Below are 26406 nucleotides of genomic sequence, written 5' to 3' on the forward strand. Positions count from 1 at the left end.
AGGAATAATTTTCATGTTAATTTACAAAAGGATAACGGTTCATTTACAAAAGGCTTTCTACCCCCAAATTTATGGTAGACTAACGCGTAGCTTATTTTGAATGAAAAATAGGGAAATTAGGTGAAATAATATGTTATCTACTTTTGATATTGGTATTGATTTAGGAACTGCAAATATACTAGTTTATAGTAAAAATAAAGGAATCGTTATTAATGAGCCTTCTGTTGTGGCGATTGATACAGTGACAAAAAATGTTGTAGCTGTTGGTACAGAAGCAAAGGAAATGATAGGAAAGACACCAGAAAAAATCGTCGCCATTCGTCCCATGAAGGATGGCGTAATAGCAGATTATGATGTAACCACTGAATTGCTAAAACACATTATGCGCAATGCATCCAAAAAGATTGGTTTTGCTGTGCGTAAACCAAATGTCGTTGTTAGTATTCCATCTGGTTCCACAAGTGTGGAAAGAAGAGCGATTCAAGATGCAGTAAGACAGGCGGGGGCAAAAAAAATCAGCTTAATTGAGGAACCAGTTGCTGCCGCAATTGGTGCTGGATTACCCGTCGATGAACCAGTTGCCAATGTGGTAGTGGATATTGGCGGCGGCAATACTGAAGTAGCGATTATTTCCTTTGGCGGGGTAGTTGCATGCCATTCGATTAAAATTGGCGGTGACCGCCTCGATGAAGACATTATTCAACATGTTCGGAAAGAATATAATATCCTAATTGGTGAAAGAACTGCGGAAAACATCAAAATGGAAATTGGTTTTGCTCTCATTGACCATGAAGAACGTTTCATGGATGTCCGCGGTCGTGACCTTTTAACTGGACTGCCAAAAACGATTAAACTTTCATCCTATGAAATTCGTGTGGCGATCAAGGAAGCACTATTGCATATTTTAGAAGCCATTCGTGCAACCCTAGAGGATTGCCCAGCAGAGCTCAGTGGAGACATTGTCGACAGGGGTGTAATTCTGACTGGCGGTGGAGCATTATTGAATGGCATGGAGGCATGGCTAAGTGAAGAGATAGTTGTTCCTGTCCAGCTTGCCCCAAACCCTCTAGAATCGGTAGCCATAGGAACTGGAAAGGCCCTAATGTATATGAGCAAGCTCCCAGTAGCTGTGAAATAAGCAACTTTGGCGGCAAGATCATTTCCAGAGATTGCACTCAAATTAATAGTAATATCAAAGCTGCAGAAAAATCCTTTTCTGCAGCTTTTTTCTTTTGGGTTGTCATGAATAGCATGTCTACGTTACCCGATTCTTTATTTCCCCTCGGTTTCGGGCACGTAGAGCCATCCATCTTTTCAATAAAATCACTTAACCAACACTCAAAATAAAAGAACGCTCCTAATAAAATAGGAACGTTCTTCTTAGTTACATAACCCGTTTAAACATTTTCTCCATTTCATAAACCGAATAATGCACAATAATCGGTCTGCCGTGCGGACAAGTAAATGGATCAGATGCTTTCCTCAAATCATCAAGGAGTGCTTGAATCTCATCATTTCGTAAATGTCGATTTGCTTTTATGGATGCCTTGCAGCTCATCATAATCGCTGCTTCTTCACGTAGTTTCTTAATATCCACCTTTTTCATCAATAAAAGCTGTTCAATCATGTCTTCTATGATTTGTTTTTCTTCCCCTTTTGGGAACCACTGTGGATGAGAACGGACAATAAAACTATTTAGTCCAAATTCCTCAAGAAACACCCCGACCTTTTCAAGCTCACTTTGGTATTCATTTATTTTCAAAAATTCATCCGTCGAGTATTCAAAGGTTAATGGCACAAGCATTTCCTGCAGTTCTGATTGGACTTGCCCAACTTTCTCCCGGAAATACTCATACTTCAACCGTTCCTGGGCCGCATGCTGATCAATGATATAAAGGCCATTTTCATTTTGAGCAAAAATGTAGGTTCCATGCATTTGTCCAATCGGATATAGCCGTGGAACTCTGCTCTCGACCGAAACATTTCCTGTCTCAATAGGATTCACATTAGGTACAATCACTTTATTACTGTCATCTGGTTCATCATCTGATTCACTAAATGGATTAATAGATTGCCAACTGTCTCTTCCACCTGTCGCTTCATCACGCTGGAAACTCGGTAATTTTTTAAAAGGTGTCTCAACAGGCACTTCCAGCCATGGACGGTTCTCCTGGATAGTTGCAGCTGCAACTGGTTGTTTCCATTCAAACTCTTTCTCATCAGTTGCCGGTCTTGTACCTTCATCCAGAACCAATGAAGTTTGTTCTTCCTTCGGTACATCCTTTTTCACTGCTGTATATGCTGTCGGGATAAGGATCTTTGATTTAAACGCTTCTTTTATAATCGAAGTGACAAGCTCATTCAGTTCCGCTTCTTTACTAATGCGGACCTCCATTTTCGAGGGGTGAACATTGACATCAACGAGTAAAGGGTCCATTTCAATATTAAGGAGCACAATCGGGAACCTGCCGATCGGAAGCAAGGTATGATAGCCTTCTTGAATTGCCTTGGCTAATGGATAGTTCTTTATAAATCGTCCATTAATCATTGTCGAAATATAGTTTCTTGAGGCTCTCGTTACCTCAGGCATCGAAGCAAATCCATTAATTTTATAATCCAGCGATTGTCCGGTGATTGGAACTAACTGCTTGGCGATCCCCATACCGTAGATCGATGCCAGAACCTGACGAACATCCCCATTACCATTCGTTTGCAGCAGTTTGCGATCATTGTGTATCAGGCGGAAGGCCACCTCCGGATGAGAAAGGGCCAGTCGATTCACTACATCTGTAATATTTCCAAGCTCTGTATGAATCGTCTTCATATATTTTAAACGGGCAGGTGTGTTGAAAAATAAATCAGTAATCGAGATATCGGTCCCGCGCCTGCTTGATGCTTTTTCAAACGTTTCAACTTTGCCGCCTTCAATCACCAATCGATTTCCGGCACCTTCACCTGTAGAAGTCTTCATCTCGAGCCTTGAAACCGAGGCAACACTTGGCAGGGCTTCTCCACGGAACCCGAGAGTCCGGATACGGAACAAATCATTTTCATTTTTGATTTTGGATGTGGCATGACGTTGAAAGGCGAGTAAAACATCCTCTTCCTCGATGCCATTTCCATTATCAGTAATGCGGATTTTGGCGAGTCCCGCTTCTTCTACCTCAATTTCAATCACGGTGCTTCCGGCATCAATCGAATTTTCAACCAACTCTTTTACAACAGAGGCAGGCCGTTCGACTACTTCCCCGGCCGCGATTTTATTAGATAAGGCATCATCTAATTGAATAATTTTACCCATTCGGATTCACCCCCTACTTTAACTTTTTCTGAAGCTCGTACAACAGGTTGATCGCCTGAAGTGGTGTTAAATCCAATATATCAAGTTCCTTCATTTTCTCTATGACTCTTTTCTCCTTCGAAGACAGATCTTGCTTTTTCACTTCTTTTGGTTCATCAAAGAAAGATAGTTGGGCAGGTTGTTCTTGTACCTCCACTACTTCCACTACTTTTACCACATCTTTTTTTGGCTTGTCTGGTTGGATATCAGACTGCTCGAGTGCGGTTAATATTTCATTGGCACGGCTGATTAATTCTGACGGCAGCCCTGCAAGCTGGGCAACATGAATCCCGTAGCTCTTATCAGCCGGTCCTTCTTTAATTTTATGAAGGAAAACAACTTTTCCATTATGTTCAATCGCACTGACGTGAATGTTTTTTAACTTATCCAGTTCTTCCTCTAAAACCGTTAATTCATGATAATGGGTGGAGAATAGAGTCTTTGCCCCAATCTGGGTGTGAATATATTCAATGATGGCTTGAGCAAGTGCCATTCCATCATAAGTAGATGTACCGCGCCCAATTTCGTCAAACAAAATTAAGCTGTTTTGTGTCGCATTTGAAATCGCATTTTTGGCTTCCAACATTTCAACCATAAAGGTACTTTGTCCTGAGATCAAATCGTCAGCGGCACCGATGCGGGTAAATATTTGGTCAAAAATCGGCAGAACCGCTTCTGTGGCCGGAACATTACAGCCAATTTGGGCTAATATCGAGATTAACGCGATTTGGCGCATGTACGTACTTTTCCCTGACATGTTCGGACCCGTGATCAACATGACTTCGCGCTCGCTGTCCATGAAGCAATCATTCGGAACATATTCCTGGGCGTTTAATACCTTTTCAACGACTGGATGGCGGCCTTCCTTTACAACGACACGGCCTTCCATAGAAAACTGCGGTTTTATATAGTGCCGGTCTTCACTTACTTGAGCAAAACACTGCAAGACATCAAGCTCACTAATCGTTTTTGCCAAGGCCTGTAGGCGCGGGATTTGTTCCTTCACAATTTCGCGAATTTCGGTAAACAACTCATATTCAAGCTCACCGCATTTTTCTTCAGCTTGTAAAATTAATGCTTCTTTTTCCTTTAAATCTGGAGTAATAAACCTTTCTGCGTTCGATAAGGTTTGCTTCCGTTCATACTGACCTTCTGTTAAAAGATGCAGATTCGCCCGCGTAATCTCAATATAGTAACCAAATACACGATTATAGCCAACTTTCAACGATTTAATACCTGTTTTCTCGCGCTCCTCACGTTCAAGTTGGGCAATCCACGTTTTCCCGTTCCGGCTGGCATCACGATATTGATCGAGCTGAGCATTATATCCATCACGAATCATATTGCCTTCTTTTAAGGAAAGCGGTGGATTTTCAACAATCGACTGCTCCAATAGATCTGTGATCTCTTCACACGGGTCAAGAAGATCGGCAATTTGGCTCACCTTTTCATTTTGCATGCCTGCAAGGATTTGTTTCAAATAAGGGATCTGCATTAATGAACGCTTTAATTGGACCAAATCACGGGCATTAATATTGCCAAAAGCTACTCTTCCCGCTAATCGTTCTAAATCGTAAACTTCTTTCAGCTTTTCACGAAGTTCCTGACGCTCGAAATAATAAGACATCAGGACTTCTACGATGGTTTGACGTGATTCAATTTCATTCTGATTGATTAACGGTCGGTCGATCCAGTGTTTTAACATCCTGCCGCCCATTGCGGTCATCGTCTCATCCAGGAGCCATAATAATGAACCTTTCTTTCCTTTGGAACGAATCGTTTCCGTAAGTTCAAGATTGCGCTTTGAATAGTAATCAATTTTCATATATTGATGGATTTGATAGGTAGTAACTGGCTGAAGATGGTCCAAACTTCTTTTTTGTGACCGGTATAAATAGTTAAAAAGTCTTGCGATGGATTGCTTTAATTTTTCTTGATTCAAATCTTGAAGTAAATGAGAATAATTGATATCTATTGAACTATTATCTTCAAACGAAATCGCTAATACATCGCGTTCACGAAGTTTTTTTTGTAGTTCTCCGTCAAAACTGCTAGAGACAACGACTTCCTTTGCACTTAATACGGCTAACTCATTTAAAACTTCGTCAAAATTATTTGATAATAACGTAACCCGGCTTTCGCCGGTTGAGATATCATTGTAGGCAAAACCATAGGTTTGGTCATCAAAGCTTGTGATCGAGGCAATATAGTTATTCTCTTTATCATTTAATCCCTTGCCCTCCATCACTGTTCCCGGTGTGATCAATTGGACAACTTCCCTTTTTACCATCCCTTTGGTCAGTTTCGGGTCTTCAACTTGCTCACAAATGGCCACTTTATAGCCTTTTGAAATAAGTTGTTCAATATAGTTCGGTGCTGCATGGTAGGGAACGCCGCACATCGGAATCCGGTCATCGCTTCCACCTTGTCTGCTCGTTAAAGTTATTTCTAATTCTTGCGAAGCTCTAATCGCATCGTCAAAAAACATTTCATAAAAATCGCCTAAACGAAAAAATAAAAAGGCATCTTGGTAATCTGCCTTAATTGTTAAGTATTGCTGTATCATCGGCGTATATGCAGCCATAATGACCTCCACTAAATAAAGTCTTTCGATTTTCTTCGACAAATTATTATACCATAATTCGAGAAGACTTTATTAGGAAGAAAAAACCTAATCATAATCAAAAAGGAAATAATTAAAATTTCTTAAGAGGAGTAAAAGCAAATCCCATAGAATATAATTATTAAAGTAAAACTAGCATTAATTTACAATTGATAATTGTTTTGAATATTGTATACAGGGGTGGTGGTAATATGGATGGAGTGTTTGGCCGCAGTAACAAAAACTTTGATTTTGATATGTTTTCTGCAAGTCACTTTGTTATTATCTCTATCTTACTATTAGTTTCAGTCTGCCTGTTCCTGTTTAGGGATAAATTGAAGGCTAATGAATGGAGACGGACTGAAATCGGGGTCGCTATTTCGCTAATCATTATGGAATTGACTTATCATTTTTGGATGATTGTGAATGGACGTTGGGATGTAAGTCACGCTATCCCATTAGAATTGTGCAGCATCAGTCTGATATTAACCGTCATTTTATTGCTAACTAAGAAAAAAATAATCTATGAGATTTTATTATTCACAGCATTATTAGGCGCATCTCAGGCGTTATTAACCCCATCATTAAATTATGACTTCCCGCATTTTCGGTTTTTCCATTTCTTTTATACACATTTGATGGAAATCTGGGTGCCGCTTTATTTTACATGGGCAAAGGGATACCGACCGACGATATGGTCAGTATTAAAATTATGTATCTTTTTGAATGTGTTAATGCCGATTATTATGTTGATCAATAAGCTGGTGGACGGAAATTATATGTTCTTAAGTCATAAACCGGACAGTGCGAGTTTATTAGATGTTTTAGGACCTTATCCATGGTACATTTTATCGCTAGAAGGTCTATTAATTGGGCTTAGTATAATCGTCTGGTTGATTTTCCGTGAGAAGACTGCAAAAAAAACCGAAGTGGCGAGAGACCTGCCAATTCAATAATCTCAACTTTTTATTGACCTTTTAGAATTAACAAATTATAATAAATAACGTTCCTATTTGATTTGTCTCAGTAGCTCAGTAGGATAGAGCAACAGTTTCCTAAACTGTAGGTCGGAGGTTCGAATCCTCTCTGGGACATCATCGTTATTAAAGCGCTATGTATCGCGATTTGTCATCCGTCAATCAATACGGTGACAATGCGGTGACATGGCGTTTTTTTTTGTAGTCTGTAGGACGTGGTTTTTGACGCTGTAGGACGTAGACTGGTGAACGTAGGACACTTGCGGCTGAATTACAGAAGGAGCTAGAACCGTATGAAACGTAAGTTTATTGACGGTCGTCTTCGCCGGGCGCTTCTTGCTACCGTGTTCCTTTTATTATATACCCCAGGTAGGTATACTCGTAATGTCCTCTATAATTCCGTCAAATGAATAATATTAAGAAGGAAAACGCTTACAACTTGCCGAATGTATACTTTGAGTTACTAATAAAAGTACACGGAGGGATGTCTTTTGATGAACTGCAAAAAATGTGAAAAAGAGTTTTATTTCCAAGTTACGGAAATGAATGTCCCTGGAGGCAGAGAGCGTGAGTATATAAATTGCCCCCATTGCGGTGAAACAAATGGTTCAGTTGTAACGAGCGGTGTCGTGTATATTCATAAAATTGAGGAAAACTCTAAGAATTAATTATCGATACTTTACACGACAATTGGGCCCTGAACATAGGGCTTTCTTTAATTTTTGTACAAATAAAAACGCCACCGGTTAAGGTGACGCAAAGCAATCAATCAACGACCTTAACTCCGACAACACTATCGAACGCCACCCGCTCAAACTCTCCGACTTTAATTTCAATGCGTAGCTGATGCGTAATAGGATCCACGTGATGTATATGTCCGGTCATCTTCGTAGTAATGCCGTCCTCCCATACCGTAAGCCTCACCGCTAATTTGAACTCTATCGCGTAGTCTATCCGCTGGTCAAACTCCTCCGTATCGAATTCGCTTAGCAACGGCCATGGCTGGCGTTCTTGATCCTTGAACATTTCGCGCTGCTGCTCGAATACTTGCGGCATAAAGGACGTTGCATTCCATTTAATTAAACCGCGATCTTTTATCGTCATTACGGTCAACTCCTTCGCTATCATTATACACGAACGAACGTTCTGTATGTAGATAAAAAAAATCCAATGTAAATCTTTTCAGCATATTAATTCAAAATTGCGTATATTGTCGAAATTTTCTCATTCTTAATAATAAACAAATATGGTACTATTTTCTTATAAGCTTTAAAGCTTTAATACAGTAAAGGAAAACATCTAGAACGGGCTACAAAGCTTCATGCCTAAGGTTCTTCACTATGGTAGCTTAGCTATCAAAATATTTCAGGAGGATAGATGGATACAAATTTACCTAATGAAAAAGAACTAGATATGGAATGGATAGACCTAATTTTGGAAGCCCGAAATATAGGGATTTCTATCGAAAGAATTAGAGATTTCCTAATGCATTCTGCTTAGACCGTCAAGGGTCTTTTTTTTCTAAGCTATCTAATTTAGATTTGTTTATTACGATCGTAAAACAATTATTCACTTACTTTTTTATTTATTGTCGTTAATAACATAAAAAATGACCAACACACTGTCAAGAGAACCCTTATGTACACTGTGATTGTGAACATTTTAGTGAGAATGAGGAGTACATAAAATGTCAGATTTTAGACAAAAAAGCAGCTAACAACTTTATTTACATGTAAACTCTGTAATTATTCATGAACGTGCTTTCTAACCATTGTCAGCTTAGGGATTGTGTATATTAATAGACTTTGCTTAAGGAACATTTGCTCGACAAATTGTATACATTCTGTCATAAAAAGCTCAATAATTCCGCTGCTAAATACTTACGGACAGAGCTTAAAAAATTGCTGTGTACAGTGAACCAATGACTTAGGCAAAAAAAGAAGGTCAACCAATTTGGTTAACCTTTTTCAGAACGTTCCTTCAGCATACTATAAAGTTCTTCTTCGCTGACTCCAGTCATTTTAGTGATTCCTTCAATTTCCCAATCCCAGTCGTATAAATCCAATGCACTTGGATGGTCTTCTGGATTTACCTCTATCCTTCCTCTGGCTTTCTCAAGATCAGTTTTTGTTCCTTCCAGTTCTGCGATAACTCCAATCATATTGAACATAGCCTTTCCAACTGGAGTTGTTGTGTCGATTGAGTCACAAATGCTCACCAGATTGACTCCAAGCTCCTCTAGTTTCTCACTAATCTCAATTAAGTGTTGGATATTACTTACAAGTCTATCGAGCTTGTAAACAATGAGTATATCTCCAGAGCGTAACACGTCTAGACAACGGTCTAGTTCTGGAAGGGCTTTCTTTGTTCCAGACACTTTCTCTGTAAAGAGTCTTTCAACTCCAACTTTCTCTAGAGCGTCCAATTGTAAGTCCAAGTTCTGTTCCATTGTTGAACCACGAGCATACCCAATTTTCATTCCAAGCCCTCCACTTATTGGTTTTGTAAACAGTTAATAAAGGTATATGCTGACACATTAATTTAGAGACCACTGCTTATCTTAGTAATTTTCGTAAATTCAACTAATGTAACAGAATGTAAATTATGTTACATTCAGAACCTTATCAGACCAACATTCTCTTTATACAAATTCTTATACATTTCACAAACTTTGGATTCTAATTGATTCCAAAATGACCTTTTGAATAAAACCAACCGTGATAAGTGTTGGTTTTGAACGTCTAAATATCTTAATATTATTTAAATTTAGATTATTCGTAAAATATATATTTCATTGCTAATTTATATTTTCTCCATATAAATCATTACTCCACTCGAAGCTTCATTAAACTTGATTCAATCCATTTGACCGAACTTGTAATTAAGATTCCCATAATAATTATAACAATGATGCATACAAAAACACGGTCAACATTAATATTGGCTGATGATTGTGCCACAAAATAACCGATTCCTCCGGTAGAAACGACATTTCAGCGGCAATAACCCCAACAACCTGAAAAGGTTAGTCAGCTTGAGGATGAATGCGGTCTCATACGAGAGAAAGAAATTGCCTTTGCAAGGGAACCACTGGTTTCATCCGTGTCATCTGTATCCATCCCAATATTAATATAAGAAAAAACTGCTTGTAGCCGTAACAGTAGTGGGCTTTTCAGAGTTTATCCCTCAAAATGAAAATAACGAACTAGCTCATTATTTAATCCAAATCAGCAAAGATATTTCAGGTAGTTTCGGGTATATTTCACAAGTGGAATAGGAACTAGGATATATCAGTAAAAAAAGAGAAATAAATCTGATAAGGGACAAAACGAGGTTCGATTATAGAAGAAATGTCCTCCATCAAGCCGATGAAAGACAAAACTTGATTCGATCGCAGTAGAAATGTCCTTCATCATGCCTATGAAAGACAAAATTAAGTTAGATTATAGAAAAATGTCCTTCATCATTCCCATGAAAGACAAAATTAGTTAGATAGTAGAAAAAGTGTCCTTCATAGCGAGTATGAAGAACTTTTCCAACAAAAGGTTTCCCTCATTTCATCATTTGTTTAACCAATTCTCTATTGCGCTTCTTAAAGAGATCATTGTGGGAAGAGACCATCCCGATTTTACTTGCGTCAGGCTGAATAAATTGTTTTGCTTTATTTACTGCGTTCGCTGCATCTTGGAAGGCACCCGTTATTAAATTAACCTTACCAACATACATAAGGATATCACCGGCAGCATAAAGCCCCTCAATGGATGATTCACTCACTGAATTACCAGCAATATAATAATTGTCTGCTAGCTTTATATTTAAACTACTGTTTTCCAGTAATGCAGCGTCTTGTTCATATCCATGATTAATAATCACTTCATCAATTGGCAAATAAGAAACCTCTCCTGAAACATGGTTTGTCAGTTCCACCATTTCAATGGCTTCATGATTGCTGCTTGCAATCAGTTTGGTAATCGAGGTGTGAAATAAACAAACAGCCGAACTTTTCATTAACTGAGTTGCTTGTGCCTCGTGACCATTTAATGCATCTTTTCTATAGGTTACATAAACTTTTTTGGCAATCGACTCTAACTCATTCGCCCAATCAATGGCTGTATTTCCACCACCTGAAATGATGACAGTCTTATCTTTGAAATGTTTTAATGACTTGACTGTGTAATTTAAATTAGATACCTCAAATCTTTCAGCCCCTTCAATGTCCAGCTTTTGTGGGTTCAAGATTCCACTGCCGATTGCGACTATAACCGTTTTCGAAAAATGCATCTGGCCGGAAGCTGCTTGCAATACAAAAATACCATCTTCATTACGTGTAATCGACTCAACCTTTTCGTTTAACACTACGGTTGGATTAAACGTTAATCCCTGTGCAACCAATTGTTCTATTAATTTGGCTCCAGGAATGGGTGTTTGCCCGCCAACATCCCAGATCATCTTCTCTGGATAAACATGAATTTTCCCACCTAATTGCGGCTGGAATTCGATGATCTTAGTTTTCATTTCTCTAAGGCCGCTATAAAAAGTAGAATAAAGCCCTGCTGGTCCCCCGCCAATTACGGTCACATCAAATAATCCCTGCTGCTCCATCTATAAACACTCCCTGCCAAGACAATCTTTTTATGAATAATATGTAGTGGATTCATTACCATTTCGCGCATCACGTTCACAGACATGTTCAAAAGGACAAGATTCACAATTTTTTTCATTGTATACCTCATTAAATCTTGAAGAATTACCTAGTAAATGATTCATTAATTGCAAATAACGGATGCCTTCATCAATTCTTTCAGGTGTAGGAAAATAGGTATGCTTCCTTCCATCCAATAAAGTTGTCACTTCAATTCTACTAGGGATTTTATTAAATACCTTTTTTGAAAATACTGCGATTAAATAGTTATATAGCATTAACATGTCTTTTTCTGCGTCAACCAAGTATTTTTTAACAACAAAGGAGGAATTGGACCATTCCGCCACATCAATAGTTAACGAGAGATCCATATCTAGTTCTTGTATAGTGGATGTAAATTTTTCAAATAAAAACAAAGGCGGGGCTGAATCTGTTTCTGCGGTCAAATTTTGCATTAAGTAATCGGTAATTTTAGCTGTCATCGTATAATATTGAATTCGAGACTCAAATATTTGAGGAGAAATGTTGGACCAATATCGTTCAACCAATGAAAGTATCTTCGTTGCTGACCGCTGTTCAATTGGGAGTCGAAAATAGGAAAAAACGACATGATTTACCACCTGTTGCACCATATGTCTCCAGTCCTTTGGCCGTTTTTTCTTCTCAATATATTCATAATAAAATTTATAAGGACAAGTAATGAACTCTCTTAAATTTTCTTCTGTAAAATATTTCATTTCGTTCAGCTGGCTCTTCATGTCAAAGCCCCTCCCCTATCATCAATCCTACTCTGCTAATTGATAAATATTATCACTTAATCCCATTTTAATTGATAACGATTATCAATATCAAATGTTTTTTTAATTTTTTTGAATTTTTTTATTAAATTATCAACATCCACTCCGTCCTATCAACGATTTCCCACTCTTTTCACAACGATTCTCTGAAAAACTAAAAAAATAGTTATTGACAAGAAATAAATCGACCGAATATAGTTAGGTTTGAAAATGATAATCATTATCAACAACATGTTGTTACTAACTCTTGTTTAAAAGGAGGTCAATAATGGTTCGGTTATATACAGAGGATTTAAACATTAGCTATGATGAACAGTTGATTGTTAAAAATCTCAGTGTGAAAATACCCGATCGTAAAATTACAACCATCATCGGATCTAATGGCTGCGGGAAGTCTACATTATTGAAAGCAATCACACGGATTATTTCGCAGCAATCTGGAACCGTTTTGTTAGATGGAAAAGATATCTCAAAGGAAAATACCAAGATTCTTGCAAAAAAAATGGCCATTCTCCCGCAATCACCTGAAAGTGCCGGTGGATTGTCAGTGGGTGAGCTGGTTTCCTATGGCCGCTTTCCTTATCAAAAAGGCTTTGGCCGCTTAACGAAAAAAGATTATGAAGTTATTGACTGGGCACTTGAAGTCACAGGTTTACTAGACTTTAAGTTTCGTTCAGTCGATTCCTTATCAGGAGGTCAACGACAACGAGTTTGGATTGCCATGGCTCTTGCTCAAGAAACGGACATCATCTTTTTGGATGAACCAACCACCTATTTAGATATGGCCAATCAACTGGAAGTACTAGAGCTTCTTCAACGGCTGAACATTGAACAGGAACGTACAATTGTCATGGTCCTTCACGATTTAAATCATGCTGCGCGTTTCGCTGACTATATAATTGCTTTGAAAGAGGGCCATATCGTCAAGGCAGGAGATTGCGAGGAAGTTATGAATCCTGAAGTGTTGAAAAAAGTTTTCCAAATTGATGCCCAAATTGGACGAGATCCACGAACAAATAAGCCCATGTGTATTACTTACAACTTATTAAAAGGAGAAATTAATAATGAAAAAGCTGCTATTTCCGTTTATCCTGCTCCTAGTGTTAATTATTAGTGCCTGCAGTAACGAGACCTCAGGAAAAGAAGAGAGTTCCAGTAAAAAAGAAGAACAACCAAAAACCATTACATATCAATCAGAAAATGGACCAATAGAAGTCCCTGCCAACCCAAAACGTGTCATTTTGCTATCAGGATTCACCGGTAATGTCATTGATTTAGGTGTAAATATCGTTGGTGTAGATGTTTGGTCTAAAAATAATCCCACTTTTAAAGAAGAATTAAAAGATGTCGCAGAAGTATCTGATGAAAACCTAGAAAAAATTATCGAATTAGAACCAGATTTAATCATTGGGTTATCCAATATTAAAAACCTTGATAAATTAAAAGAAATTGCTCCAACTGTAACTTATACTTGGGGGAAAGCCGATTATTTAACTCAACACCTAGAAATCGGAAAATTGTTAAATAAAGAGAAAGAAGCCCAAGCTTGGATTGATGACTTCAAAACACGGGCCAAAACAGCGGGAGACGAAATTCGTTCAAAAATTGGTGAAGATACAACGGTTTCAGTCATCGAAGCTTATGATAAGGATCTATATGTATTCGGCAATAACTGGGCAAGAGGAACGGAAATCTTATATCAGGCCATGAATTTGAAAATGCCTGATAAGGTGAAGGAAATGGCATTGAAATCTGGTTACTATGCGATTTCAGCAGAGGTACTTCCTGAGTATGCTGGGGACTATGTGATCCTTAGTAAATACGCTGATGCGGATCACTCATTCCAAGAAACAGAAACATACAAGAATATTCCAGCCGTTAAAAACAATCGTGTCTTTGAACTAAATGGAAACGGTGCTTCCTTTAGTGACCCAGTTACATTAGATAAGCAATTAGACTTTTTTAAGAAGTCATTTCTCGGAAATTAATAATCTATGAGGGATTCTTATTCAAGAATTCCCTCTTCCCTTATTCTAGGAAAGAAAAGATGAGAGACTGATGACAAAAGAAAATTTCCCCTTTGTATATAAAATTATCGCTGCTTTCCTTGTTTTTGCTGGTATGACCATTGCTGCCTGTGTTTTTGGAGCGGCAGATACTACTGTCAAGGATGTATGGCGAGCGTTAACTTCAAATGTAAGTGATAATGCCACTTCGATGCTCCGTGAAATCCGATTTCCACGAGCAGCGGCAGCCATTTTTGTTGGTGCTGCTCTTGCTGTTTCAGGAGCAATCATGCAAGGACTGACGAGAAATCCACTAGCAGATCCTGGTTTACTTGGATTAACAGCTGGTGCGAATGCGGCACTTGCCATAACCATTGCGTTTATCCCTTCTGCCAATTATTTCAGCTTGACGATCGCTTGTTTTGTGGGGGCTGCTGTTGGAACATTGATGGTTTTTGGTATCGGTTCCATAAAGAAAGGCGGCTTTTCTCCGCTTAGAATTGTTTTAGCTGGAGCAGCGGTCTCTGCCTTCCTTTATGCAGTTGCAGAAGGAATTGGGATTTATTTCAAATTTTCCAAAAACGTTTCCATGTGGACTTCTGGAGGGATGATTGGGACGTCATGGAAACAGCTTCAAATCATCGTCCCATTTATTATTATTGGGATCCTTGTGTCACTTTTTCTCTCCAGACAGCTTACCATTTTAAGCTTAAATGAAGAAGTTGCCGTTGGACTAGGTCAAAAAACCACTCAAATAAAGACGATTCTATTTATAGTGATCATTCTATTAGCTGGTGCTTCTGTGGCACTTGTCGGGAATATGGCCTTCATCGGCTTAATGGTTCCCCATTTGGTTCGCGCAATCGTCGGAACGGATTACCGTTTCATCATTCCAATGTCCGCTATTTCTGGTGCCACTTTTATGCTTTTTGCTGATACCCTTGGCCGAACAATTAATGCTCCTTACGAAACACCTATCATTGCAATAATGGCTGTAATGGGGTTGCCCTTCTTCCTTGTTATTGTTCGTAAAGGAGGAAGAGTATTTTCATGATTCAACCTTCTTTATTAAAAAAACAGCGATTGCTTTTATCTATTTTATTAGTACTCATATTGATTTCAAGTATTATTGCCATGGGTTTGGGCTACTCCTCCCTTTCCTATGACAGACTCATACCAACCCTTCTCGGACATGGAACGTTTAAAGAAGATTTTGTTTTATTTTCTATCCGCTTACCAAGAATGATTATTACATTGTTAGCAGGGATGGCCTTGGCCTTATCTGGTTCTATTTTACAAGGAATCACACGAAATGATCTTGCTGACCCTGGTATTATTGGGATAAACTCTGGAGCAGGTGTTGCTATTACCGTTTTCTTTTTGTTTTTCCCGATCGAAGCAGGTTCATTTGTCTACGTGCTTCCCCTTGTTGCTTTTTGCGGTGCGATACTAACTGCCGCACTAATCTATCTATTTTCATATAAAAGAAATACTGGCATGCAGCCGGTTAGATTAGTTCTAGTTGGGATTGGTCTTTCGATGGCACTTTCTGGGGTGATGATTGTCCTGATTTCATCTGCCGAACGGGAAAAAGTAGATTTTATTGCTAAATGGTTAGCAGGGAATATTTGGGGAACGGATTGGCCTTTTATTTGGGCATTCTTACCTTGGTTATTGATTCTAATCCCCTACACATTATTCAAGGCTAATCGATTGAATCTTCTCGGACTAAGTGAGCCTGTAGCCATCGGTGTGGGTGTTTCGATAGAAAAGGAACGGATCGTTTTACTAGTAACAGCCGTGGCCCTTGCTGCTTCTGCCGTTTCAGTTACGGGAGGAATTTCCTTTATCGGATTGATGGCTCCCCATATAGCAAAAGCGTTGGTAGGACCTAGAAATCAACTATTTATTCCCTTAGCCATTCTAATAGGCGGTTGGCTCTTACTCATTGCTGATACAATTGGACGGAATTTGATTGAACCCAATGGTATTCCAGCTGGTATAATGGTTGCCTTAATCGGTGCTCCGTACTTTATGTATTTGTTATTGAAAAAATAAGAAACAATGAATCCCAATATTTGAGGGATTCATTGTTTCTTTATACTTCCTTGCTCATGCTCGAATTGTCCTCTTTCTGAATTCCTTCGGTGTCAGTCCATATTTCCCTTTAAATATCCGGTAAAAATAACTGATATTATCATAGCCAACCTGCTCCACAATTGAAGCAATCGCCATGTCGGTTCCTTCCAATAATTCTTTCGCTTTGATAAGTCGCCTCTCTTGCAGAAGCTCCTTGAATGTGTAGGAGGTAGCCTTTTTTATGGTTTTACTTAAACCATAGTGAGATTGTTTCAATCGATCGGCTAATTCATATAACGAGGCGTCCTTAAACTGTTCTTCAATATAATTAAGTGACTCTACTACCAAATAGTGATTGATAGATGCCTCTTCTTTTCTCTCCACCTTATCAGAATTTTTAATCAGTTCAATCAAGAAAAGCCCCATATACAGTTTAATGGTTGACTCTGAGAAAGCAGAAGGATGCATGATTTCCTCAATCATTTTTCCAATCATATCCTGAATAGCAGGTACATCAGCCACTTTAAAATAAAGGAATTGACCGTTCTGCGTGTTGTTATATAAGCTATTAAGCAGAAAATCACTGATTATATTTTCGGAACTTAAAAAGGAAAAAATAAAGTCGAAGAAAGAAGGACGAATGATAAAATTAATGACAATGTCTTCTTTGGAACAGGCCTTGATCTCATGTTCAATATGCTGATTTAATAAAAGAAGTTCTCCCTTTTTCAGGGTTAATTGTCTGCCGCCAACTGTTTGATTCAATTCCCCGTTATAAACATAATTGACTTCTATATAGTCATGTTTATGTAAGGGGAAATCAACAAATCTAGTGTGCTTTCGAACCATGATCATTTTGTCTTTGCTAAGGAATTTTTCGCTTTCAATAATAAAATTTGTCTTACTTGTGTATATGTCTTTACTTACTTCCGTTTTTTGCTCAAGGATGCTTTTCTCTTCATCCGTAATCTGTAAAAGTTCATTTAGAAGGTCATAGTTCATACAACTCACCTTTTTCCTGTGTTCTCTCCCAGCGTTGCATTCGTTAAGTCAAATCATATCATATCTCTCTTCACTCCATAGAACAAAAGACATGTTCCTTATTTCAGGAACACACCTTTGTTTACTTCTGATTAAATAAACAAAAACAGACCTCAAAGGTCTGTTTTTGTTTGGTCTTTTAGAATTAAACTAGCAAATCAATAAGATTTATCCTTCTAATAATAAAGAGTGCGGATCTTCCAACAATTCTTTCACTGCAACTAGGAAGCTAACAGCCTCTTTACCGTCGACAATTCGATGGTCGTAAGAAAGGGCAATATACATCATCGGGCGGTTTTCCATTCGTTCACGATCAATCGCTACTGGTCTTAATTGGATTTTATGCATACCGAGAATCCCCACTTGCGGACTATTCAAGATTGGCGTTGACATTAATGAACCGAAAACTCCGCCGTTTGTAATCGTAAATGTTCCACCTTGTAAATCATTTAAAGTAAGGGCATTATCACGAGCTTTTTTACCGAGATTACTGATTTCTTGTTCGATTTCGGCAAAGTTTTTCTGGTTCGCATTGCGTACAACCGGTACGACCAACCCCTCTGGTGCTGCCACGGCAATTCCGATATCATAGAACTTCTTCAAAATCAATTCATCGCCTTGAATTTCAGCATTTAAAAGCGGGAATTGCTTCAAAGCCGAAACCACGGCTTTTGTAAAGAACGACATGAACCCAAGACGAACCCCATGTTTTTCGAAAAAGGCGTCTTTCCGCTTAGTGCGTAAATCCATAACAGCAGACATATCCACTTCGTTAAATGTGGTCAACATCGCCGCTGTATGCTGGACTTCTACTAAGCGTTTAGCGATGGTTTGACGTCGGCGGGACATTTTCACACGTTCTACTGGTTTGTCAAACTCTTCATCTATTTGTTGTACGACGGGTTTTGGGCTGGTCTTTTCCAACTTTGGTTCTTCTTTAACCGCAGGTGTATGTGTATATGCTTTTACATCCTCTGTTCTAATTCTGCCAAGTGGATCACGGCTGCTTACTTGGTGTAAATCGATTCCCCGTTCTCTTGCCAATTTTCTTGCTGCTGGTGAAGCAATTGGACGTGCGGCTATCGAAAGTTCTGGCTCAGGTTGGTTGCTTTGTTGATTAAAAGTTTCTTCTGCCGGTCTTTCCGGAGCTGCATCTGGAACAGTTGGAGTGCCTGGAGTGGCTCCTGCAGCCGTATTCTCTTCGATAATCGCAATTACATCGCCTACTTCGACGATATCGCCCGTCTCTTTTAATAATTTTGAAACTATACCTGAGTATTCGGTATTTAATTCGATATTCACTTTGTCTGTTTCCAGCTCAACAACACTATCTCCTTTGGTCACTTTATCACCAATGTTAATGAGCCATTGTGAAATGGTACCTTCTGTAATGGATTCTGCCAGTTCTGGTACTTTTATTTCTATCATGTGGTGTATCCTCCTAGGTATGATGGTAAGTCTCCTATTATGCAAGTATTTCAACTATCGTAATTTGTGAGTGATGATGGTTAGTTAGAACTAAACTCTCTTTCTTGTTTCTGAGTATCTTCCAGACTCTATATAGTTCAAAGCCTGTTGGATAATGCGTTCTTGTTCCTTTTTATGAACGATTGGATCGCCGCCTGCCGTACTTGAACGCTCCTGACGTCCAATGTAACCAACTGTCAGGCTGCCGGAAGCAAGATCAAAGAGAATTGGGGCGATATAGTGCCACGCACCCATATTTTTCGGTTCTTCCTGTACCCAAATGATTTCCTTCAAGTTTGGGTAACGCTTCAAGATTGCTTCTACTTTTTCCTGAGGAAATGGATACAATTGTTCGATTCGAACGATGTGTAACTCTTCTAAGTTTTGATCTTCTTTCTTTGATTCGATCTCTACAGCAAGATCGATGGCCATCTTACCAGTTGTTAATACTAAACGCTTTACCTTGTCTGTCTCTTTTCCGAGCTGAGGCTGTTCCACTACTGTTTGGAAATGGCCTTCGCTTAGCGCAGTACCAGTAGAAGCAACCAACGGGTGACGAAGCAGACTCTTTGGTGTCATAATCACCAATGGCCGAACAAACTCTGTACCTAAGATGGAAGCTTGACGGCGTAAAATATGAAAATATTGGGCCGCACTTGTCAGGTTGGCAACTGTCCAGTTGTTTTCAGCTGCTAACTGTAAAAAGCGTTCCGGACGGGCACTTGAATGCTCCGGTCCTTGGCCTTCATACCCGTGAGGCAACAGGAGAATAAGCCCTGATTTTTGCCCCCATTTCGCTCTTGCGGATGAAACAAATTGATCATAGAGGGGTTGTGCTGTGTTGGCAAAGTCGCCATATTGTGCTTCCCACATGACAAGTGTTTCAGGAGCAAATACATTATATCCATATTCAAAACCTACAACCGCTGCTTCCGACAGCGGACTATTATGAACAGCAAACGAAGCCTGTGCTTGCGGAAGCTGGTGCAGTGGTGAATAGGTTTCGTTTGTTTCCGAATCATGGAGAACAATGTGCCGCTGCGCAAACGTTCCACGCTCAGAATCTTGGCCGGTTAGACGAATCGGCGTACCATCTTTTAACATCGACGCAAATGCCAACACTTCTGCTACCGCCCATTCTACTTTCCCGTTCTCTTCTAGTGCCGAATTACGGCGCTCCAGAATTCGTTTTAACTTTGGATATACATGAAAACCTTCCGGCCATTTCAGTAAATCTTGGTTTAATTCACGAAGGGTACCAAGGGGCACGCTTGTTTCTACCGGTGGAATTCCTTTGGCGATCACCCTCGGAACCTCTACTTCTGCAAGGGGTTCACTCTGCTTCTTCTCGGACGCTTTTTCAAACTCAGCCTGCAACAGTTCTTGCACGCTGCGGTTAATGTGCTCAACTTCATCTTGTATGAGAATGCCACTATTTTGCAACTGTTTGGAATACACTTCTCTTACCGTTGGATGGTTCGCGATTTTTTTGTAAACCTGTGGCTGGGTGACTGCTGCATCGTCCATTTCATTGTGGCCAAATCGTCGGTACCCAACTAAATCAATCAAAAAGTCCTTTTGGAACCGAGTTCGGTATTGATAAGCCAGACGAACGGCAGCCAGACATGCTTCTGGATCGTCCGCATTTACATGTACAATCGGAATCTCAAATCCTTTTGCTAAGTCACTCGAATATCTCGTTGAACGAGAATCGTGGCTATCTGTCGTAAAGCCGACCATGTTGTTGGCAATGATGTGGATGGTTCCACCTGTTCGATATCCTTTTAACCCGCTTAAATTCAAGGTCTCCGCTACAATTCCCTGGCCCGGAAAGGCTGCATCACCATGGACCAAAATCGCAAACGCCCTCTTAACATCCTGCTTAGGGTAACCGGCAGACTTTCGTTCTTCTTGGGCAGCTCTTGCAAAACCTTCGACTACCGGATCGACAAATTCAAGATGACTCGGATTATTGGCTAAAGTAATACGTGCGCGAACGTTTCCGGGGCCTTCCATGAATCGATTTCGGCCTAAATGGTATTTCACATCTCCAGTCCAGCCCTCACTTATGTCGACCAAATCTTCTGACGGACCCTGTTGTTTGGCAGACGAGTGCTGAAATTCAGAGAACATTTTTCTGTATGGTTTGTTTAACACATGCGCAAGAACACTTAGGCGGCCGCGATGCGCCATTCCAATCACTACATTACGTGCTCCATCCCCGACACCTTCGTGCACGGCTTCATTCAGCATCGGGACAAGCATGTCAACGCCTTCAATAGAAAATCGCTTTTGACCGACAAAGGTTTTATGCAAAAATTGTTCAAATCCTTCAACCTCTGTCAGACTCTGTAACAAGTTCGTTTGTTCTTCTTTAGATAAGGAGCGATGCAAAGAACCTGTTTCCACCATTTGAGTTAACCATGCTCGTTCATCCATATGTTGCACATGGTTAAATTCATAGGCTAGTGTGGAGGTATAACTACGCTTTAAATGGTTGATAGCATCCCATGCGGTTTGAATACCTGCTGGTGCCTCCTCCCAAACAAGTTTGGATGGAATCGCTTTCAGATCTTGCTTACTTACCCCATGTTTTTCTGGATTAAACAACTCTTGATTTTGTAGATTCCCCTCTAATGGGTTCATGTTTGCCGCTAAATGACCGTTTGAACGAATATCTTCAAGCAGTTTTACCACTTTAAGTACTTTCTGTATATTTATGGAATTATCAGGATTAACTGATTCATTATTGATGGTTTCTTCGGTATGACTTGATTCAAATGACAAAGGGGAGCCCCATTTAATAAAAAGCTCTTTTAATTTTGGATCAAGGGTGTCTTCACCGTTCGTGTACCGCTCATATTGTTCGATTACATAGCCCAGGTTTGGACCATTAAATTTCCGCCATGGATTATGTTCGTTTTTTTGTACTCCCATTCCCAATTCCCCCATTGTTGTGTTACTTTATATGTTTTGTTTCGGATTATTTAATGAAGTAATTATCAATTGCTTTAGGATAAGGATAATGTAATAATTGAAATAAATAAAATGCTAAAAAATTATATTAATCTATAAAAAATATTTATATCAGATAGATAGGTGGAAAAATGGATTACCGTGACTGGGAAATACTAAAGGTGCTTTATCATCAAAAGAATCTAACAAAAACAGCTCGCCTCTTATTTCTTACACAACCCGCGTTAACGACTCGATTAAAGCATATGCAGGAAGAACTTGGCGTTAAAATCGTAACTCGTGAAAGCAGAGGAGTGCATTTTACCCCACAAGGAGAATATCTTGTTCATTGTGCTGAGGAGGCCCTTGCTCATTATGAAAAGATTAAAGAAAATGTCCAAAATATGAGTAATAACGAAAGTGACGAAGTGGTAGGTACGTTGAAATTGGGGGTATCCAATTTTTTCGCGAATTATGAACTTCCATATGTTTTGAAATTATTTAAAATGCAATATCCACATGTGGAATTCAAAGTGGTTACAGGGTGGAGCAGAGACGTAACTCAACTTATACACAATAAGGATGTTCATATCAGCTTTGTTCGAGGAGACTATGGTTGGCGGGGATTATCAAAACATCAATTATTTGAGGAAGACATATGCATTGCGTCAATGGATGAGATTGATATAATGGATCTCCCTCGTCTTCCTAGAATCGAATATAGAGGAGATTATTTATTAAAATCAGTAATTGATCATTGGTGGGGTGAAAATTATTCGCAAGCGCCCTTTATTAGTATAGAAGTTGACCAAGTTGATACGTGTAAGGAAATGGTTATAAATGGTTTAGGCTATGGCATCCTGTCCAGCAGGGTACTTACCGGTATAGAAGATTTACATAAAATCCACCTACTTGATCAAGAAGGAAATCCCATATTGCGAAGAACGTGGATGTATTATCATAAGGAATCTCTGGAATGGAATGTTGTTAAGGCATTTGTACGCTTTATTGAAAACTTTGATTGGAAGGACAATTGAATTTAACAAGCTCAGTGGAGAATTTATTGAGCAAACAGGTTCCTAAATGTCAATATCGCTGACAATGCAAAAAAGAATATATCGAACAAAAAAACCAGCCGGAGACGCTTCCTGGCTGATTTTTGTTTCGTAACTATATTAAAATATATAATATTTTCAAACTTTCAAGGGAAGATAACTGTATAGATTAGATCCTTGACATCCTGACTGCCATGTATTGTCTGCCAGGGAGCTCGATTCGGAATTTTCCTTCATAGATTTCTTCCAATTCGTTAATTGTCATATTCCACGTATCAATTACTTCTACTTTATACTTCGTCTCTGGCTTCATCCGATATTCTCTGAAGCGAGGCTGGTTAAAGCCGTAATAGAAAAGATAATATTCGTCCGGTATTCCTGCCGCAGGTGCATCCCATGACATTTGCAAAGGATTCAATCCAACTTTTGGACCTTCTTCCATGATGCCCCTTAAGAATGCAATACGATCGGGACTGCTTCCATGCAGTTTGCCGCCTTTAGACCACCATAAAACCTCATCTGGACGCAGGTATGTTTCACCATGCCCAACATATCCTCCTCTTAAGGCACCTTCCCAGAATCGGCGTGTCATTTCTTCACCAGGAATGTTGCCCCAGCCTTGATCAATGTCTCCTTCATATGCACATTCGTCTATAACAATTGGCTTTTTCCATTGTTTCCGCCACTCATCAGTGCTTTCTGCCGTCTTGTATACATCAATGCGTTGAACGCTGCAATGAGTAATCCATGGTCGGTTGTAATCATAAAATTGTAAACAGTTGTGGATAGAGATCAAATGATTATAAGGGTCAATTTCCGTAATAATTTTTGCAAAACGTTCCCAATCATCTATTTTCTTAGACCACATTAAATCGTACTCATTGGCCAAAGACCACCAAACATGCCGATAGGCGGAAAGACGGGCAACGATGTATCGCAAATACCGATCGTCAGCGCCCTTTTTCATATCCGCAAATCCCCATCGATCATATGGGTGGAACAAAATCAAATCTGCTTCGATACCAAGTTTTCCGAGATCGATAATTCTTTGTTCCAAATGTTGAAAGAACAATGGATTGAATCGAGTATTATCCCAACCTTCCTCAATCGATCCCTCATACGGGTAAAAGGGAGGTTCGTTGGTATTGAAAGAATACGATTTCGGAAAAACACACATACGCAATTTGTTGAAAGGAGATGTTCCAAGCGTTTCCAGTGTTTGCTTAATCAAATTTTCCTCCTGATGGACCCAGGCATAACAAGTCGTACCGACCGGAATATACCTTGTTCCGTCCTCATGAGCAAAATGAAAGGTGTTTTGTACCCGAACCGGACCCTGATTCCCCTCCAATGCTTCCTTACAGACAAATTGACCTTCAATCCTATCAAGTGATCTGGCGGAGCTTTTCGTCCGAAATGCCCAGCTGCCTTCAGTGTCAGGCATAAATCGAATCCGGTAAACGCCTTCTCCGTCATAGAAACCTAGTGTTTCCAGTGTTCTATCTTCAAAACTAAATTCAGCACTTAGAGCTACGTCGACAAACGGATTTCCGTGATCCGGGCCCTGCAATTTCAACTCGAATACGCCCCACTTGTCGACATGATCAGGCAGTGTAATCGCCGCCGAACCTCTAGGCACCGATTCATTTTCATAATCAGTAGCAGGTGTAATCTCACCGCTGTCCTCCGACTCCTCCGAGACCTTTGCCAAATCCTGCTGCAGTGCTGTTACAATTTCCGACGTCAGTGTTAATTCTGGAATATACGAAGCAAGCTGTGGTAAATCAGCTAACCTAATAAATGTACCTAGACTTGGATCAAGCATTAAATCAAAAAGTTGAGGAATATGTTTTTCCAATATGCCCCTAGCTTCTTTATTAGACAAAACATTACCTAGTTTCGTTTTTTCTGTAAATTCCAAAATGATAACCTCCAGCTGGTAGAATTATTTAATATACTAAAACACCATTTACTGACTGTTTCCACCCTTGATAATACTTATCTCTTACATCACTTGTCATCAATGGGCGATACAATTCATGATCCTGATTAAGTTTATTTATTTCATCTTTAGATTTCCAAATTCCGACTCCTAAACCCGCTAAATAAACAGAACCCATTGAAGATAGTTCGGCTACTTCTGAAGCAATAACATCGCTATCCAACATATCTGCTTGATATTGCATTAAGAAGCGGTTGCTTGTTGCGCCTCCATCCACTTTTACACTTTTTATTTGAATATTGGATTCTGATTGCATCAGTTCAATAATATCCTTAACCTGATAAGCGATACTTTCTAATGCTGCACGCACGATATGTGGTTTTCCGGTATTGCGGGTCATTCCCATAATTGCGGCACGAGTGTACGGTTTCCAGTAAGGAGCTCCTAAGCCTACAAAAGCTGGTACAAGATAGACACCCTGATTATCTGATATAGAACTTGCCAACTGCTCAGCCTCATCAATTTCATCAATCAATTCGAGCTGATCCTTCAGCCATTTAATTGTGTCACCGGTACTATTAATAATCCCTTCCAGTGCATAACTTACTTTCCCATTCATTCCCCATGCAATGGAAGTGACTAAACCATTGGTACCATCCACCAATTCATCAGTTTGCATCAGTACGGAAGTGCCTGTACCATATGTCGCTTTGGCCATGCCCGGCTCAAAACATTTCTGCCCAAATAAAGCACCTTGAGAATCTCCAATTATCCCTGAGATAGGAAGTTGTGTGAACGGAAGAGCGGGATCCTCGGTAACACCAAATAGTTCATTGGAATCTTTTACTTCAGGAAGCATTTCTTTTGGGATACAAAAAAGTTCCAACAACTCATCATCCCACTGAAGGGTATGAATATTAAATAGAAGTGTTCGGCTTGCATTCGAATAATCGGTTGCATGGACTTTCCCGCCTGTTAATTTCCAGATGAGCCAGCTATCAATCGTTCCAAGTAGGAGCTCGCCTTCTCTTGCTCTTTCTTTGACGCCATCTACATGATCCATTATCCATTTTACCTTAGATGCAGAAAAATATGGATCTGCCTTTAACCCAGTTTTTGATTGTATAAGATGTTCATATCCCTGCTCTTTTAACTCTTGGCATTTGTCAGACGTTCTTCGACATTGCCAAACGATAGCATTATAAACTGGGATTCCTGTTTCTTTATCCCAAACGACTATCGTTTCTCGTTGATTTGTAATCGCTAAAACAACTAAATTTTCTTGTGAGACGACTGATGTTTGAACCATCTCTTCCAACAGTGTTTTAACATTTTCATAGATTTCAACCGGATCATGCTCTACCCATCCTGGGTGTGGATAGTATTTTGTATGACTTAAAGCACATTTATGAATTATTTGTCCTCTCGTATTAACGAGCAATACTTTTGTTCCCGATGTACTTTGATCAATCGAAAGAATATATTTCTCGTTTGTCATAGGAA

Annotated in this window: 21 protein-coding genes and 1 tRNA gene; 10 read left to right on the forward strand and 12 right to left on the reverse strand. The window is 39.4% G+C overall.

The window, feature by feature from the left end:
- Positions 1-130 precede the first annotated feature (130 nt).
- Entirely contained in the window at positions 131-1138 is a 1008-nt protein-coding gene (gene mreBH, locus COE25_RS12810) for a rod-share determining protein MreBH (protein WP_088086524.1), read from the forward strand.
- A gap of 246 nt (positions 1139-1384) precedes the next feature.
- Here mreBH and mutL read toward each other — a convergent pair whose 3' ends face one another.
- Together mutL and mutS are read right to left on the reverse strand one after the other, a co-directional pair.
- The gene (gene mutL / locus COE25_RS12815) at positions 1385-3301 is read right to left on the reverse strand and encodes a DNA mismatch repair endonuclease MutL (protein ID WP_098932913.1); all 1917 of its coding nucleotides are present in this window, start codon (positions 3299-3301) and stop codon (positions 1385-1387) included.
- Positions 3302-3314: 13 nt separating this feature from the next.
- Positions 3315-5924: a DNA mismatch repair protein MutS gene (gene mutS / locus COE25_RS12820; protein WP_180247499.1), complete on the reverse strand. Its 2610-nt coding sequence runs from the start codon at positions 5922-5924 to the stop codon at positions 3315-3317.
- Between the two features lie 230 nt (positions 5925-6154).
- On the opposite strand from mutS, the gene COE25_RS12825 reads away from it, so the two are divergent.
- The 3 genes from COE25_RS12825 (at position 6155) to COE25_RS30745 (ending at position 7587) form a co-directional block, all read left to right on the forward strand.
- Complete coding sequence (locus COE25_RS12825) at positions 6155-6898, forward strand: YwaF family protein (RefSeq protein ID WP_098932914.1); 744 nt, start codon at positions 6155-6157, stop codon at positions 6896-6898.
- 64 nt (positions 6899-6962) lie between these two features.
- Positions 6963-7036: transfer RNA gene (locus COE25_RS12830), tRNA-Arg, on the forward strand.
- Between the two features lie 374 nt (positions 7037-7410).
- Positions 7411-7587, forward strand: coding sequence for a hypothetical protein (locus COE25_RS30745; RefSeq protein ID WP_180247431.1), 177 nt, complete (start codon positions 7411-7413; stop codon positions 7585-7587).
- A 97-nt stretch (positions 7588-7684) separates the two neighbouring features.
- On the opposite strand, the gene COE25_RS12835 is transcribed toward COE25_RS30745, so the two are convergent.
- On the reverse strand, positions 7685-8023 hold the full coding sequence (locus COE25_RS12835; protein WP_098932915.1) for a YolD-like family protein: 339 nt from the start codon (positions 8021-8023) through the stop codon (positions 7685-7687).
- 273 nt (positions 8024-8296) lie between these two features.
- On the opposite strand from COE25_RS12835, the gene COE25_RS12840 reads away from it, so the two are divergent.
- Positions 8297-8419 carry an anti-repressor SinI family protein gene (locus COE25_RS12840; protein WP_098932916.1) on the forward strand — a complete coding sequence of 41 codons (123 nt, stop codon included), beginning with the start codon at positions 8297-8299 and terminating at the stop codon, positions 8417-8419.
- Between the two features lie 457 nt (positions 8420-8876).
- On the opposite strand, the gene COE25_RS12845 is transcribed toward COE25_RS12840, so the two are convergent.
- From COE25_RS12845 to COE25_RS12855, 4 genes are all read right to left on the reverse strand, one after another.
- Complete coding sequence (locus tag COE25_RS12845; RefSeq protein ID WP_098932917.1) at positions 8877-9398, reverse strand: recombinase family protein; 522 nt, start codon at positions 9396-9398, stop codon at positions 8877-8879.
- Positions 9399-9744: 346 nt separating this feature from the next.
- The gene (locus tag COE25_RS31555) at positions 9745-9879 is read right to left on the reverse strand and encodes a hypothetical protein (RefSeq protein ID WP_257208798.1); all 135 of its coding nucleotides are present in this window, start codon (positions 9877-9879) and stop codon (positions 9745-9747) included.
- Positions 9880-10471: 592 nt separating this feature from the next.
- Positions 10472-11521, reverse strand: coding sequence for an NAD(P)/FAD-dependent oxidoreductase (locus COE25_RS12850; RefSeq protein ID WP_098932918.1), 1050 nt, complete (start codon positions 11519-11521; stop codon positions 10472-10474).
- Between the two features lie 30 nt (positions 11522-11551).
- Positions 11552-12319 carry a PD-(D/E)XK nuclease family protein gene (locus COE25_RS12855; RefSeq protein WP_098932919.1) on the reverse strand — a complete coding sequence of 256 codons (768 nt, stop codon included), beginning with the start codon at positions 12317-12319 and terminating at the stop codon, positions 11552-11554.
- A gap of 307 nt (positions 12320-12626) precedes the next feature.
- On the opposite strand from COE25_RS12855, the gene COE25_RS12860 reads away from it, so the two are divergent.
- The 4 genes from COE25_RS12860 (at position 12627) to COE25_RS12875 (ending at position 16422) form a co-directional block, all read left to right on the forward strand.
- Positions 12627-13472 (forward strand): ABC transporter ATP-binding protein, encoded by an 846-nt coding sequence (locus tag COE25_RS12860; RefSeq protein ID WP_098932920.1) that lies wholly within the window; start codon positions 12627-12629, stop codon positions 13470-13472.
- Complete coding sequence (locus COE25_RS12865; RefSeq protein WP_098932921.1) at positions 13423-14346, forward strand: iron-hydroxamate ABC transporter substrate-binding protein; 924 nt, start codon at positions 13423-13425, stop codon at positions 14344-14346. The genes COE25_RS12860 and COE25_RS12865 overlap by 50 nt, the downstream gene beginning before the upstream one ends.
- 70 nt (positions 14347-14416) lie before the next feature.
- The gene (locus COE25_RS12870; protein ID WP_098932922.1) at positions 14417-15418 is read left to right on the forward strand and encodes a FecCD family ABC transporter permease; all 1002 of its coding nucleotides are present in this window, start codon (positions 14417-14419) and stop codon (positions 15416-15418) included.
- Positions 15415-16422: a FecCD family ABC transporter permease gene (locus COE25_RS12875; protein WP_098932923.1), complete on the forward strand. Its 1008-nt coding sequence runs from the start codon at positions 15415-15417 to the stop codon at positions 16420-16422. Before COE25_RS12870 ends, COE25_RS12875 begins: the two co-directional genes overlap by 4 nt.
- 54 nt (positions 16423-16476) lie before the next feature.
- Here COE25_RS12875 and COE25_RS12880 read toward each other — a convergent pair whose 3' ends face one another.
- The 3 genes from COE25_RS12880 to COE25_RS12890 all read right to left on the reverse strand — a co-directional run bounded on the left by COE25_RS12880 (position 16477) and on the right by COE25_RS12890 (position 21888).
- Positions 16477-17445, reverse strand: a complete 969-nt coding sequence (locus tag COE25_RS12880; protein ID WP_098932924.1) for a helix-turn-helix domain-containing protein — start codon at positions 17443-17445, stop codon at positions 16477-16479.
- 207 nt (positions 17446-17652) lie between these two features.
- Positions 17653-18912, reverse strand: a complete 1260-nt coding sequence (gene odhB, locus COE25_RS12885) for a 2-oxoglutarate dehydrogenase complex dihydrolipoyllysine-residue succinyltransferase (RefSeq protein WP_098932925.1) — start codon at positions 18910-18912, stop codon at positions 17653-17655.
- Between the two features lie 90 nt (positions 18913-19002).
- Positions 19003-21888: a 2-oxoglutarate dehydrogenase E1 component gene (locus COE25_RS12890; RefSeq protein WP_098932926.1), complete on the reverse strand. Its 2886-nt coding sequence runs from the start codon at positions 21886-21888 to the stop codon at positions 19003-19005.
- Positions 21889-22058: 170 nt separating this feature from the next.
- Between COE25_RS12890 and COE25_RS12895 the strand changes: the two genes are divergently transcribed.
- Positions 22059-22943 carry a LysR family transcriptional regulator gene (locus tag COE25_RS12895; protein ID WP_088086493.1) on the forward strand — a complete coding sequence of 295 codons (885 nt, stop codon included), beginning with the start codon at positions 22059-22061 and terminating at the stop codon, positions 22941-22943.
- A 187-nt stretch (positions 22944-23130) separates the two neighbouring features.
- On the opposite strand, the gene COE25_RS12900 is transcribed toward COE25_RS12895, so the two are convergent.
- A complete protein-coding gene (locus COE25_RS12900) occupies positions 23131-24882 on the reverse strand; it encodes a DUF5605 domain-containing protein (protein WP_098932927.1) in 1752 nt (583 codons plus the stop codon).
- A 28-nt stretch (positions 24883-24910) separates the two neighbouring features.
- Positions 24911-26401, reverse strand: coding sequence for a glycerol kinase GlpK (gene glpK / locus COE25_RS12905; RefSeq protein ID WP_098932928.1), 1491 nt, complete (start codon positions 26399-26401; stop codon positions 24911-24913).
- Positions 26402-26406: the final 5 nt, after the last annotated feature.

It is taken from the genome of Bacillus sp. AFS031507 (assembly GCF_002584635.1).
Classification (GTDB): domain Bacteria; phylum Bacillota; class Bacilli; order Bacillales; family Cytobacillaceae; genus Neobacillus.

Bases quoted from the DNA above. Each gene is read 5' to 3' on its own strand.
- COE25_RS12835 (WP_098932915.1), bottom strand. From the start codon at position 8,023: ATGACGATAAAAGATCGCGGTTTAATTAAATGGAATGCAACGTCCTTT.
- mutS (WP_180247499.1), bottom strand. From the start codon at position 5,924: ATGGCTGCATATACGCCGATGATACAGCAATACTTAACAATTAAGGCA.
- COE25_RS12865 (WP_098932921.1), top strand. From the start codon at position 13,423: ATGAAAAAGCTGCTATTTCCGTTTATCCTGCTCCTAGTGTTAATTATT.
- COE25_RS12825 (WP_098932914.1), top strand. From the start codon at position 6,155: ATGGATGGAGTGTTTGGCCGCAGTAACAAAAACTTTGATTTTGATATG.
- COE25_RS12890 (WP_098932926.1), bottom strand. From the start codon at position 21,888: ATGGGAGTACAAAAAAACGAACATAATCCATGGCGGAAATTTAATGGT.
- COE25_RS12895 (WP_088086493.1), top strand. From the start codon at position 22,059: ATGGATTACCGTGACTGGGAAATACTAAAGGTGCTTTATCATCAAAAG.
- mutL (WP_098932913.1), bottom strand. From the start codon at position 3,301: ATGGGTAAAATTATTCAATTAGATGATGCCTTATCTAATAAAATCGCG.
- COE25_RS12840 (WP_098932916.1), top strand. From the start codon at position 8,297: ATGGATACAAATTTACCTAATGAAAAAGAACTAGATATGGAATGGATA.
- COE25_RS12845 (WP_098932917.1), bottom strand. From the start codon at position 9,398: ATGAAAATTGGGTATGCTCGTGGTTCAACAATGGAACAGAACTTGGAC.
- COE25_RS12875 (WP_098932923.1), top strand. From the start codon at position 15,415: ATGATTCAACCTTCTTTATTAAAAAAACAGCGATTGCTTTTATCTATT.
- glpK (WP_098932928.1), bottom strand. From the start codon at position 26,401: ATGACAAACGAGAAATATATTCTTTCGATTGATCAAAGTACATCGGGA.
- odhB (WP_098932925.1), bottom strand. From the start codon at position 18,912: ATGATAGAAATAAAAGTACCAGAACTGGCAGAATCCATTACAGAAGGT.
- COE25_RS12855 (WP_098932919.1), bottom strand. From the start codon at position 12,319: ATGAAGAGCCAGCTGAACGAAATGAAATATTTTACAGAAGAAAATTTA.
- COE25_RS12880 (WP_098932924.1), bottom strand. From the start codon at position 17,445: ATGAACTATGACCTTCTAAATGAACTTTTACAGATTACGGATGAAGAG.
- COE25_RS12860 (WP_098932920.1), top strand. From the start codon at position 12,627: ATGGTTCGGTTATATACAGAGGATTTAAACATTAGCTATGATGAACAG.
- COE25_RS12850 (WP_098932918.1), bottom strand. From the start codon at position 11,521: ATGGAGCAGCAGGGATTATTTGATGTGACCGTAATTGGCGGGGGACCA.
- mreBH (WP_088086524.1), top strand. From the start codon at position 131: ATGTTATCTACTTTTGATATTGGTATTGATTTAGGAACTGCAAATATA.
- COE25_RS12870 (WP_098932922.1), top strand. From the start codon at position 14,417: ATGACAAAAGAAAATTTCCCCTTTGTATATAAAATTATCGCTGCTTTC.